General features: G+C 66.7%; 11 protein-coding genes. 7 read left to right on the top strand and 4 right to left on the bottom strand.

What is annotated here, in order from left to right; all coding sequences use genetic code 11:
* Positions 1-174: 174 nt before the first annotated feature.
* Complete coding sequence (locus tag MUG96_RS06160; RefSeq protein ID WP_246987487.1) at positions 175-963, bottom strand: enoyl-CoA hydratase/isomerase family protein; 789 nt, start codon at positions 961-963, stop codon at positions 175-177.
* A gap of 277 nt (positions 964-1,240) precedes the next feature.
* On the opposite strand from MUG96_RS06160, the gene MUG96_RS06165 reads away from it, so the two are divergent.
* From MUG96_RS06165 to MUG96_RS06180, 4 genes are all read left to right on the top strand, one after another.
* On the top strand, positions 1,241-2,029 hold the full coding sequence (locus tag MUG96_RS06165) for a hypothetical protein (RefSeq protein WP_246987488.1): 789 nt from the start codon (positions 1,241-1,243) through the stop codon (positions 2,027-2,029).
* An 85-nt stretch (positions 2,030-2,114) separates the two neighbouring features.
* Complete coding sequence (dnaJ, locus tag MUG96_RS06170) at positions 2,115-3,278, top strand: molecular chaperone DnaJ (RefSeq protein ID WP_246987491.1); 1,164 nt, start codon at positions 2,115-2,117, stop codon at positions 3,276-3,278.
* Positions 3,279-3,488: 210 nt separating this feature from the next.
* Positions 3,489-4,211, top strand: coding sequence for a hypothetical protein (locus MUG96_RS06175; protein WP_246987492.1), 723 nt, complete (start codon positions 3,489-3,491; stop codon positions 4,209-4,211).
* 143 nt (positions 4,212-4,354) lie between these two features.
* Entirely contained in the window at positions 4,355-5,077 is a 723-nt protein-coding gene (locus tag MUG96_RS06180; protein WP_246987494.1) for a helix-turn-helix domain-containing protein, read from the top strand.
* Between the two features lie 3 nt (positions 5,078-5,080).
* Here MUG96_RS06180 and MUG96_RS06185 read toward each other — a convergent pair whose 3' ends face one another.
* Both MUG96_RS06185 and MUG96_RS06190 read right to left on the bottom strand, forming a co-directional pair.
* Positions 5,081-6,280 carry a branched-chain amino acid ABC transporter permease gene (locus MUG96_RS06185; RefSeq protein ID WP_246987496.1) on the bottom strand — a complete coding sequence of 400 codons (1,200 nt, stop codon included), beginning with the start codon at positions 6,278-6,280 and terminating at the stop codon, positions 5,081-5,083.
* Between the two features lie 3 nt (positions 6,281-6,283).
* Positions 6,284-7,594, bottom strand: coding sequence for an ABC transporter substrate-binding protein (locus tag MUG96_RS06190; RefSeq protein WP_246987497.1), 1,311 nt, complete (start codon positions 7,592-7,594; stop codon positions 6,284-6,286).
* Between the two features lie 213 nt (positions 7,595-7,807).
* On the opposite strand from MUG96_RS06190, the gene MUG96_RS06195 reads away from it, so the two are divergent.
* From MUG96_RS06195 to MUG96_RS06205, 3 genes are read left to right on the top strand one after another with little or no spacing between them, the layout of a single operon-like run.
* Positions 7,808-8,686 (top strand): branched-chain amino acid ABC transporter permease, encoded by an 879-nt coding sequence (locus MUG96_RS06195; protein WP_246987500.1) that lies wholly within the window; start codon positions 7,808-7,810, stop codon positions 8,684-8,686.
* Positions 8,683-9,453: an ABC transporter ATP-binding protein gene (locus MUG96_RS06200; protein WP_246987502.1), complete on the top strand. Its 771-nt coding sequence runs from the start codon at positions 8,683-8,685 to the stop codon at positions 9,451-9,453. The genes MUG96_RS06195 and MUG96_RS06200 overlap by 4 nt, the downstream gene beginning before the upstream one ends.
* On the top strand, positions 9,450-10,166 hold the full coding sequence (locus MUG96_RS06205) for an ABC transporter ATP-binding protein (protein ID WP_246987504.1): 717 nt from the start codon (positions 9,450-9,452) through the stop codon (positions 10,164-10,166). The genes MUG96_RS06200 and MUG96_RS06205 overlap by 4 nt, the downstream gene beginning before the upstream one ends.
* A gap of 31 nt (positions 10,167-10,197) precedes the next feature.
* Here MUG96_RS06205 and MUG96_RS06210 read toward each other — a convergent pair whose 3' ends face one another.
* Complete coding sequence (locus tag MUG96_RS06210) at positions 10,198-12,012, bottom strand: histidine kinase N-terminal 7TM domain-containing protein (protein ID WP_246987506.1); 1,815 nt, start codon at positions 12,010-12,012, stop codon at positions 10,198-10,200.
* Between the last annotated feature and the right edge of the window lie 88 nt (positions 12,013-12,100).

Below are 12,100 nucleotides of genomic sequence, written 5' to 3' on the forward strand. Positions count from 1 at the left end.
GCCGCCGGCCGCGATCACGACGGCGACGATGCCGGCGCCGAAGACGAGGACGGCGGTGCCGACGAGGAGGAAGAGCCACGCGCGGTTGGTCATTTTGAACCCTCAGTGTAATTCGTTGTCGGGGTCATCCGACTCGATGTGATGCAGGGACGCAGGGGGTATGAGAATTGCGCCTCAGCGGCCGACGAAGTCGGGGTCCTCGCCCTCGAAGAAGGCCGACAGGCCGCGGCCCCAGTCTTCGGTGTGGGTGGCCTCGGCCATGGCCTCGGTCTCGGCGGCGAGCTGGGATTCGAGGCTGGCGTCGAAGCTCTCGGTCATGAGCCGTTTGGTGGCCCCCATCGCCTGTGTGGGGCCGGACGCGAGCTGGCCGGCGAGTTCGTCGACGCGGTCGTCGAAGTCGGCGGCGGGCACGACCTCGGTGGCGAGGCCGAGATCGACGGCCCGCTCGGGGTCGATGGGGTCGTCGAGGAGAGCGATCTCCTTGGCCGCTCGGAGGCCGACGAGCCGCGGGAGGAAGAAGGTGGAGCCGCCGTCGCCGACGAGGCCGATGCGGGGGTAGGCGTACTCCAGGCGCGCCTCGTCGGAGAGGACGACGATGTCGGGGAAGATCGTGAGGCTGAAGCCGGCGCCGGCGGCGACGCCGTCGACGGCACCGAGGACGGGTACCTCGGCCTGGTGGAACTGGAGCAGGGCCTCGTGAAGTCGGCCGGCGAGCTGACGGAGGCCGGGGGCGTCGGATTCGTCGCCCTCGAACTGCGAGAGGTCGGCCCCGGCGCCGTAGAAGTCGCCGTCGTGAGTGAGCACGATACAGCGCACTTCGGGGTCCTCTCCGAGGGTGGTCGCGGCTTCGACCATCTCGTCGGTCATATCGAGGTGGAGCGCGTTGCGGCCGGCGGTGGAATCGAGCGTGACGGTGGCGACGCCGTCGTCGTGGGAGACGCGGAGGTTGTCGTAGTCGGACATGGCGAGACCGAATACGACCGGACCCGTGATAACGGTGCGGGCCACCCGACCCGCTCAGAGCCCGAGCCACACCATCCCGGCGACGATGGCGAGGACGACCAGCCAGACTGCGAGGCGTTCGAGACCGAGGGTGGCGGTCCGGTCGCGGCGGAGCGAACGCGGCATGACTCGACCGGGAGGCGCCAGCGGCTTGGGTCTGGTGGTTCGCCGGACGTGTCGAACGGGCCGATTGTTCCGAAATGCAAAACGTAACTGCATTCGACACGCTGCCGGTGGTATGGGTGGACACGCTGACGACACGTGGTGCCGGCGTCGTCTCCTCGCGACGTGCGGTGCCGTCGCGACGGGCGCGGTGGCCGGGTGTAGCGGGGTACTCTCGACCGACGGGGACGACGAACCGAACGAGGACGACGAATCGACGGCGACCCCGGCGACGACCGGGGTCGAGACGACGACCACACCGGCGCCGACCCCGTTCAGTCCGGCGGTGCCGGCGTACGGGTTCGAGGACGGGACGGGGCCGTTCGCGGACCGGAGCCAGGCGAACTCGGCGCCGATGTTCACGACGGGGCGAGCGTTCGAGGGCGAGCAGGCGCTGGCACTGGAATCGGACCCCGGCACCGAGACCCGGTGTTCGGTGGTCACGGCGGACCTGCTCGAAGGGACCCAGGGCCACGCGGTGTGGGTGACCCGCTACGAGTCAGATGGGCGGGAGAACGCCGTGGGAATCCGTCTCAGGGACCCGGACTCGGAAGCACAGGTCAGGCTATTGGTCAGCGGGTACCACGGCGGGGTCACGCTCCGGGAACACGACGAGTCCGGCGAGCCGACCGGCCCCCGGACGGCGGTGACCGTCCTTCCAGCGGACGAGCGCTGGAACAAGGCGGATCTGTACGTGCAAAACGCCGACCGGATCACGGGCCGGTTCGGCGACGTCGCGGAATCGGTGTCGACGACGCTGGACTGGACCCATCGTCCGGTCCGCTTCGAGCTGTTCGCGAACGCCTGGGGGAACGGCCACGCGGTGAGCGCCGCGTTCGACGCGGTCGAAATCGACTACGAGTGAGCCTCGGTCCGCCGACAGGGGTGGACCGCTCGGGTCGCCGACCCGTTCTTTTCAAGTGGCTCAACCGAATAGGGGCGGACAACGAATGAGCGAGGATTTCTACGAGGTGCTCGGCGTCTCGCGGGACGCCGACGAGGACGAGATCAAGGAGGCCTACCGGCAGAAGGCCCGCGAGTACCACCCCGACGTGAGCGACGACCCCGACGCAGAGGAGAAGTTCAAGCAAGCCAAGAAGGCAAAGGAGGTCCTGACGGACGAGCAGAAGCGCCAGGCATACGACCGGATGGGCCACGAGCGATTCGAGCAGGCCGAAAAGCAAGGTGGCTTCGACGGCGGCGCCGGCGGCGCTGGCGGTGCCGGCGGCCCGTTCGGTGGCGGCGGTGGCGGCGCGGGCGCCGGTGGTCCCTTCGGCGACATGAGCGACATCTTCGAGCAGTTCTTCGGCGGCGGTGGCGGCCGCGGCGGGCCACGACAGGGCGCCGACCTCCGGACGGAACTCTCGATCACGCTGGACGATGCCTACGAGGGAATCGAGAAGGAGCTGACCATCACCCGGCCGGAGACGTGTCCGGACTGCGACGGCAGCGGTCACCCGCCGGGTAGCGACTCCCAGACCTGCCCGGAGTGTAACGGCCGCGGGCAGCAGACCCGGGTCCAGCAGACCCCGATGGGGCGGGTCCAGCAGACGACGACCTGCCGTCGCTGTGGCGGCGAGGGGACCCTCTACGACGAGACCTGCTCGACCTGTCGGGGCGAAGGGCAGGTCCGCAACGAGGCGACCCTCTCGGTCGAGGTGCCGGCGGGCATCCAGGACGGACAGAGCCTCCGGATGGAACGCGAGGGCGCACCGGGCGAGGAGGGCGGCCCGAACGGCGACCTCCTCATCGAGATCAGCATCGAGGACCACCAGGACTTCGACCGCGAGGGCGACGACCTCTACTACCAGCACCCGATCTCGTTCCCGCAGGCGGTCTTCGGCGATACGGTCTCGGTGCCGACCCTCGACGGCGACGTGGACCTCGACGTGCCCGAAGGGACACAGAGCGGCGAGGTGTTCCGCCTCCAGGGCAAAGGGATGCCCCGCCTCCGCCGACGCGGCCAGGGTGACCTGTACGTCCAGGTACAGGTCGTCACGCCAGAGAGCCTCAACGAAGAGCAGCGGGAAGCACTGGAGGCGTTCGCCGAGGCCGGCGGCGAGGAAATCGAGGTCGAACAGGGCTTTTTCGAGCGGATCAAGAACAGTTTCTGACTCGCTCCCTGCCCGGCCGGTCGACTTCGCTCGAACATATTATTCTACTTCAATTACGTTTAATATTATGGATGTCATACGTGTACACGGCGCGGGGTCGGTATCGGTCGACTGACCATTAGGTCATACACCCCACCCCCTTCCCCCTCGGCGACCCTGCGCCGTTCTCTGCTTCCGGACGCTTAACCACGTTGCTCCCCTACGGCGGGTATGGACCTCGATGCGGACGTTCTCGGCGACCTCGTGGCAAGGGAGCGACGGACCGACGAGCCGCTGGTCCGGTTCGGCCCGGGGCGGGCGGACTTCTATACGGCCCACAAGTTCTGTACCGACGCCTGGAAGGCCGCGAACCTGTTCCGGTACGACGGTGCCGGTCCGGGTCGGACGGTCGGCATCGCGGACGAGCCGGTGCCGCCGGTTTTGCTCTCGACCTTCGGGGCCGCATTGCTCGGTGCACCGGTGCGGTTCGCGCCGCCGGCCGAGAGCGACGTTCGGGTGCTCGTCGCGTCGGCGGCCGACATCGGTGACTGGACGCTCCCACCGGGGAGTAAGCGGATCGCCTACGACGGACCACCGGACGACCCCGCGGTCGCACACTTCGAGCGGGACGTCTGGAGCGAGAATCCGACGATGCCGCCGGACGAACCCGACCCCGACGCCCCGGCGCTTCTCACCGCCGACGGGACCCACACGCACGCGGACCTGCTCGAACGCACGGGTCGGGTCGTCGCCGATCTGGAACTGACCGCCGAGGACAGCGTCGCGGTCCGTGCCCCCCTCTCCGATCCCGGGACCGTCGTCGCGGGACTGCTCGCACCGCTCGCGGTCGGCGCCGAGGTACTCCTGCCGGGCGTCGAGGACGCCGGGAGCGTCGCCGTCACGGCCGAGGAAGCGCCCGAACCCCGTTCGATCCTGCCCGCCGACGCCCGCTGAGGGCGGGCGACGCGAGCGACCCGCGAGACGACACCACGTCGTGATTGCGGCACGGCTGCCGTCCGCCAGGGCCCCCGTATCCTCAAATCCCACACAATAATTTTAATCCTTCCCGCACAGTAGGACGGACAACGGTGTGGTAAATGATATCGCTCCAACTGGATATGGTCCAGTACGACTGTCCGTATATCGACACGACGGTCGAGAACGACGTGTCCTTCTACGCGACCCAGTGGGACTTCCACCGGGACGACGAGCGGTTGGAGACGCGGATCGTGGTTCGGGGGGCCGACGACGAATCGCTCGATAACGGACTGTCGATGCTGTCCGATCACGAGCGCACGCGCGACGTGGATCTCCTCGAACGTGACGGCGAGATGGCGCTGCTGCACTCCCGTATCGAACAGACCGACGCGATGCGGGTGATCCGGGAACACGGCGGCTACATCACGGGTCCGTTCGATATTTCCGAGGGGAGCGAGATCTGGCACGTCGGGTTCGACCGCGGCGACGTGGCGGACGCTGCGCTGTCGGAACTCGGCCGGAACAACGAGTACACCGTCGAGTCACGCGAGTCGCTCCACCTGGAGGACTACTACGAACTCATGGGGAACGTCAGCGCAGCCACGTCGATGCTGGCCGGCCTTCGGGTGCTCTCGGAGACGGAACGGGACACGCTCCGGTCGGCGGTGTCGGGCGGCTACTTCGAGACGCCACGGGACGCGACGCTCTCGACGCTGGCCGACGAGTTCGACATCTCGAAGATGGCTGTCTCACAGAACCTCCGACGCGGACAACGGAAACTCCTCGGGAACGTCGTGGACGCGATGGACGAACTGAATCTCGACCGAACGAGCGGCGAGTAGGAATTAGCTCCCGGCTCCGACCCGCCGTTTGAGCGACTGGACGCGGTCCTTCAGCCCTTTTCGGGCCAGCGCGACGTACTTCACGAGCGTCTCTTTCGTGAACGCGGTCACGCCACCGACGCCGTCGGCCTCGTAGCGGTCACCGGCGACGCCGAACCAGGCCCGGAACCGGTTGACGCCACCTGCGACGCCGTTGTTGAAGAACAGCACGACGACCAGGAGCAGGATCCCGAGGCTGAACTGCCAGTTCGCCTCGAGCGCCGGGAACTGGCTGATGAACCAGCGGAGGTACTCGTAGGTGAACGCGCCGAGCGTGGGACCGAGGAAGGCGTAGGGCCCGCCGATGACGGTCATGAGGACCGGCTGTGCGGAGAACGTCCAGTAGGCGTACTGGGGGTTGACGTTGGTGAACAGCGGGATCAACAGCGCGCCCGCCAGTCCCGAGAACGCGCCGGAGATGATGAACGCGATCCAGCGGTGATACCGGACGTCGACCCCAAGCGACTCCGCGCGCTCGGGGTTCTCCCGGATCGCCAGACAGATCATCCCGAACGGCGACCGGACGATCCGCCACAGGGCGTACATCGCGACGGTGACGACGATCAGCGTCAGGAAGTAGTACGCCACCGGATTGACGATGTCGACGAGCCGGAACTGCCAGCCGAACAGGTCGACTGAGCCCATGACGAAGGTCAGCCCGTCGGAGCCGTTGGTGATGTTCTGTCCCAGGATGGAGCCGATGGTGTCCTGGAGGACGATCACGTAGATCGCCATCGAGAACGACAGCGTGATGATGGCGAAGTAGATCTCCTCCAGCCGAACCGAGAGGAACCCGATGAACACGGCCAGCACGGTCGCGACGAGGACGCCGATGATCAGCGCGAGGAACCACGTCGCCAGCGGGGCCGCGCCGCCGAAGATTCCCGGGACGCCGAGCATCGGCGAAATCTGACCGACGGTGATCGCGACCGCGTAGCCCGCGGCGGCGACGAACATCGCGTGGCCGAACGAGAGCAGCCCCGTGTACCCGTAGAGCAGATTGAACGCGGTCGCGAACAGGACGAAACACAGCGTCTCCGCGAGGAGATTGGTCTGGAAGCCGCCGAGTACGAACGGCGCGACGACCAGGGCGACCGCCGCGACGACGGCTACCCCGGCCATGCTCCGCCTGTTCCGCAACCGCTGTGTGAACCCGTAGCTCATGTCTTACAGGCCTGGCGGGAGGCCGCTGCCGTCCAGCAGATCAAGCGCAGTGTCTCGGTCGAGCGTGTACGTCTGCGTGTTCGCCTGGCCGACGCCGTCGTACGGCACGTCGGCGTCGAACGAGGACTCGCCGATGACACAGGAGGCGGTCGCCTGGTGGGTGTCCGCGTCGAGCGTCACGGAGCCGCGCGGGTCGTCCTCGTAGGTGTAGCCCTCCATCTGGGAGACGACGTCGTCGGGGTTGGTGCCGCCGACGGCTTCCATCGCGTCCTTGTAGATCTGGATCGCCGCCCAGGTACTCCCGCCCGTGAAGGTGGGGTACGCCAGCACCTCGCTGTCGTCCTGGTAGGTCTCCTGGTAGAGCTCGATGAACCGCTGGTCGGCCTCGGTGCCGTAGGCGCCGGGCCAGTACCAGCCCGAGAAGTGGACGCCCTCGGGCATCGTGTCGCCCAGCGCCTCGAAGTTCGTCGCGTCCGCACCGATGGTGTCGAACACGTCGTCGACCTCCTCGAACAGGCCCTGCTCCGAGGCCTGGTTGACGAAGGTCACGGTGTCGCCGGCCCAGAAGCTCGTGAACAGCAGGTCCGGGTCGGAGTCGAGCACGGAGTTGATCTGGGGGGTCATGTTCGTCGCGCCCAGCTCCGGGAACTCTGAGGCGGCGACCTCGTAGTCGACGCCCAGCCCGTCTAGATACGCCTGCACGTAGTCCCAGCACTGCTGGCCGTAGGCGTAGTCCGGCCCCATGTTAGCGATGCTGAGGGTGCCGTCGCCCGCGTGGTTCTCCTGGATGAACGACGCGATGCCGTAGGTCATGTGGCTCGTGTTCGAGTTCGTCCGGAACAGGTTCGGCAGTCCGGCCGCGAGCCCGTCGTCGCTCTCGTAGTAGTCGCCGTAGGTGTCCGTGTCCGGTTCCGTGATGTACGGCGTCCCGATGTCCGTGAGGGTGAACGGAACTCCGAGCTGTTCGATGGTCGGCCCGGAGTTGAGCGTCACGCCCGAGGACGTGAGGCCGATCAGGGCGTCGGCACCGAACTCCTGGACCAGGCTCCGCATCTGCTGCTGTGGGTTGTCACCGTGGTCGCGGATCTCGATCTCCACGTCGTTGCCGTTGATACCCCCTTCTTCGTTGATCGCGTCGACGGCGACCTCGGCCGCGGCGGCCGACCCTGCCCCGAGCGCCTCGGCCAGCCCGGAGAGCAGATACACGCCGCCGATCCGCACCGTCCCGCCGCCACCGCCGCCGCCGCTACACCCTGCGAGCGTGACTGCCGCACCAGTCCCCGCTGCCGTGAGAAATGTCCGTCGGTTAACCATATTCGACTGTCCTATGCCCGAGCCGTTCCCTGCCGGCGGGTCGTTCGCTGGCATATTGTACCCTGTACACCCATGACACGGATATACGTCCGGGATTATATGTAAACATTATCGCTGAGCTTATACAAATATTCGGAAACACGTCACCGACACGTCGAATTACTGATTATCGGCGGCGAAAGTTTTAATCCAATGCTGACACACGGGGCGTTCATGGTTTCGACTGGCCTCCTGATCGATCAGGTGATTACCGGCATCAGCATCGGGAGTACGCTGTTTCTCATCGCGGTCGGTCTCAGCCTGATCTTCGGCGTGCTGGAGGTGCTCAACTTCGCACACGGTGCCCTCTACATGATCGGCGCGTACATGGTCGTCGTTGCGATCAACGACTCGCTGGGCGGCTTCTGGGTCGGCGTGGTACTGGCGATACTCACCGTCGGTCTGATCGGCACCGTCATCGAAATGGGCTTTCTCAGGCGCGTCTACGAGCGCGAAGAACTGGACCAACTGCTGTTGACGTTCGCGTTCGTGCTCATCATCACGGACGGCGTGCGCAACGTCTTCGGGTCCGGGTCGAACGTCATCGACCCGCCCGCACTGTTCCGCTTCGACATCGTGTTCACGCAGGGCGTCTCGATCCCCGGCTACCGGGCGTTCGTCATCCTGATGTCCTTCGTCGTGATGGGAGCGATCTTCGCCGTCCTCCGGGTCACGAACTTCGGCCGCATCGTCCGCGCCACGTCGAGTGACCGCGACATGGCCCTCCTCCTCGGTATCAACGTCCCCCGGCTCTACACGGCCGTCTTCTTCATCGGCGCCGCGCTGGCCGGACTCGGCGGCGCTCTCGTCGCGCCGTTGCAGTCTGTCACGCCGGAACTCGGGAATCAGGTCATCATCAACGCCTTCGTCATCGTCGTCATCGGCGGACTCGGCTCCTTCGGCGGTGCGTTCGTCGGGGCCTACCTCATCGGCCTCATGATCGCCGTCGGAAGCGTCTTCGCCGCCGGCGCGGGACAGCTGTTCCCGTTCGTCGCGCTGATCGTCGTGCTCTTGGTCAAACCCGAAGGGCTGTTCGGAGGTGTCGAGGCATGACGACGGTCCTCGAAACCGACGGCCTGGAACGCCAGTTCGGGAAGCTGATGGCCGTCGACGGCGTCAGCGTCAGCATCGACAGCGACGACGTCACGAGCATCATCGGTCCTAACGGCGCCGGCAAGACCACCTTCTACAACCTCCTGTCCGGCCGGCTCGACCCGACCGGCGGAACGGTCAAACTGCGTCCCCGAGACGGGGCCGACCTCATCGACGTCACCGGGCAGACGCCCTACGAGATCAACCGCCTCGGGCTGTCGCGGGCCTTCCAGATCAACAACGTCTTCGAGGGGCTGTCGGTCATCGACAACCTCCGGATCGCCCGCATCAGCCAGAACGAGCGCTCGCTCGACCTGCGCTCCATCGCCCGGAGCGACGCCGAACTCTCCGAGGAGGCCCGCGAGGTCATCGAGATGGTGAACCTCGAGGACCTCGAACAGACGAAGTGTGCGAACCTGTCTCACGGTGACAAGCGGAAGGTCGAGGTCGCGCTCGCGCTCGGGACGGACCCGACGGTCGTCCTGCTCGACGAGCCGACGGCGGGGATGAACGCGACCGAGACCGACCGGATGGTCGACCTCGTCGAGGACATCAACGAGCAGACGGACACGACCTTCGTGCTCACCGAACACGACATGGGGGTGGTCCTCGACATCTCGGATCGCATCCTCGTGCTGGACAACGGCTCGCTCATCGCCGACGGCACGCCGGACGAGGTGATGGCTAACGAGCGTGTCAAAGAGGCCTACCTCGGAGGTGAAGCATGAGTCTCCTCGAACTCGAGGACGTGAACGCCTTCTACGGCAACAGCCACGTCATCTTCGACGTCGACATGACCGTCGAGCAAAACGAGGTCGTGGCCCTGCTGGGCCGGAACGGCGCCGGCAAGACGACGACCCTGCGGGCGATCACCGGAACCGTCCCGCGCCGGGAGGGGCGCATCGACTTCCGCGGCGAGTCCATCGTCAACGACACGGTGGACACGATCAGCAAGAAGGGCATCAAACTCGTCCCGGAGGAGCGCCGCATCTTCCCGACGCTGACCGTCCAGGAGAACCTCGTGGTCGCCCACGACTCCTCTTCCGGTGACCCGCGCCCCGTCGAGGAGATGTACGAGATATTCTCGGTGCTGGACGACCTGCGGGAGAACCGCGGGCGGAACCTCAGCGGCGGCGAACAGCAGATGCTGTCGGTCGCCCGCGCGCTCGTCCAGGACCCCGATCTCCTCCTCCTCGACGAGCCGACGGAGGGGCTGGCACCGGTCATCGTCGAGGACCTGACCGAAATTCTCGAGGACATCGTGAGCCGCGACGTGACGGTCGTCATCACCGAGCAGAACGTCGATTTCGCCCTCTCGCTGTCCGAGCGGGCCTACATCATCGAGAGCGGTGAGAACGCCTGGGAGGGGACCATCGAGCAACTCCGGGACCGCGACGACCTGCTCGAACAGTACCTCTCGGTCGGCGCCGCCGCGGACTGACGCCTCACTTCTCCGCCCGGACGCGTTCCGGTCACGACCCGGACGCGTCCGTCGTCGGGTCGACCGTCACCCCGTCCGTCGCACTCGCAGCGGCACGCGATTCACACGCGATTTCGAACCTGGCACCGCCGGGAGCGTCGCCGTCGGCCGAGTCGTACCCTCCGCCGGTAGTCGACGCGTCGGTGACGGTCAGGTCCCACCCGTGGGCGTCGACGATCTCGGCGACGATGGAGAGGCCGAGTCCCGTCCCGCACTCGCTGGTCGTGTACCCGTCTTCGAGGACGGCGTCGCGCTCCTCGGCGGGAATCCCGGGGCCGTCGTCGGCGACGAAAAAGCCCGCGCCGTCGTCGAGCGTGCCGACGGTGACGGTCACGTCGGGGCCTGCGTGGTCGACGGCGTTCCGACGAGCTTGCGAGTCGGGGCTCGTCGAGCCATGCTCGACAGCGTTCCGGAAGAGGTTCTCGAAGGCCTGGACGAGGCGGTCGGAGTCGGCCTCGACGGTCGCGTCCGTCGGCGTCTCGAGCGTCGCGTCGGCGGTGGCGACGTGGTCCCAGGCGCGCCGGGCGACGGCGGCGACGTCGACGCGCTCCCGCGTCCGGAGTTCGCCCTCGCGGGTCATCGCGAGCACGTCCTCGATGATGGCCTCGATCCGGTCGGCGTTCGTCGCGATATGCTCCAGATGGGGCCCGACATCGCCATCGTCGTGTTCGGCCATCTCGACGCGGCCCTGGATGACGTTCAGGGGGTTCCGGAGGTCGTGGGAGACGATGCTCGCGAACCGTTCGAGCCGCTCGTTCTTCCGTTCGAGTTCTCGCTCGCGACGCTTCTGTTCCGTCACGTCCCGGACGTGAATCGTTCGGCCGGCGTCGACGGTGCTGCCTTCGCCCAGCCTGAGCACTTCGACGTGGTAGTGTCGGCTGCCGAGCGCGGCTTCGAACTCCGTGTCACCGTCCGCTTCGACCTCCTCCCAGTACAGGTTCCGTATCTCGGGGAACCCAGCGAGAAGGTCGTCGACGTGCTGGCCGACGATGTCGTCGCCGTCCTCGAACCCGAACAGTTTGCGTCCGGTCGGGTTGAGATCGACGAGGCGGTGGTCGGGGTCGATGGTGAACACGCCGTCGTAGAGGTCGGCGACGACGGCTTCCCGGCCGATCGGCGCGAGATCGAGGAACTCGGCGCGGAAGATGGCCCACCAGAGCGCGACCCCGGAGACGGAGAAGGCGATGGGGGTGAGGTCGGCGTCGACGACTCCCACCACCAGGAGGGCGTTGCCGACCCAGGGGACGACGACTGCGGTCAGGATCGCCGTCGTCTGATAGCGGTAGATCGAGGCAGCGTCGGTGGCGTAATCCAGAATCAGGACCGTCCCGACGAACAGGAGGGCGTACGAGTAGAGCGTGAACCCGAAGAAGGCCGGCCCGTACTCGATGGCGTAGCCCATCAGTTCCGAGCTGTCCTGTGCGATGCTGGTCCAGTAGTAGCCGTGGAGCGGGTTGGTGACCTTGGCGGTGAGTCCAGCGGCCGGGACGACCGACAACAGCAGTCCCAGCCGGAGCGTGACGATCTCCTCACGCCCGGTATAGGAGAGTGCGAAAAGAAAGAAGCCGATGACCGTCAGGCTGGCACCGACCGTCGTCGTCTGGGTCGTCAGCAGCGCCGTCGGCGTCCCGGCAGCGAGCACGCCCGCGAGCGAACTGACCTCCCAGACGAGCGAACCGACGAACGTCACCAGAAGCGGGACTGCGCCGCGCCGGTCGCGGTGGCGCCAGGCGTAGACGATGAGTCCCGCCGAGATCGCGCTGGCCCCGACCAGGAAGGCGACGTACAACCAGGCCCAGCGGGACATACCGGCGATAGCCGACCGCCGCGTCTAAACCTACCGTCGTAGTTATCGAATGTGAAATCGGAGTCGAAAATCCGATTCGAGAACGGCT

Source organism: Halorientalis marina (genome assembly GCF_023028345.1).
In the GTDB taxonomy this organism is placed as follows: domain Archaea; phylum Halobacteriota; class Halobacteria; order Halobacteriales; family Haloarculaceae; genus Halorientalis; species Halorientalis marina.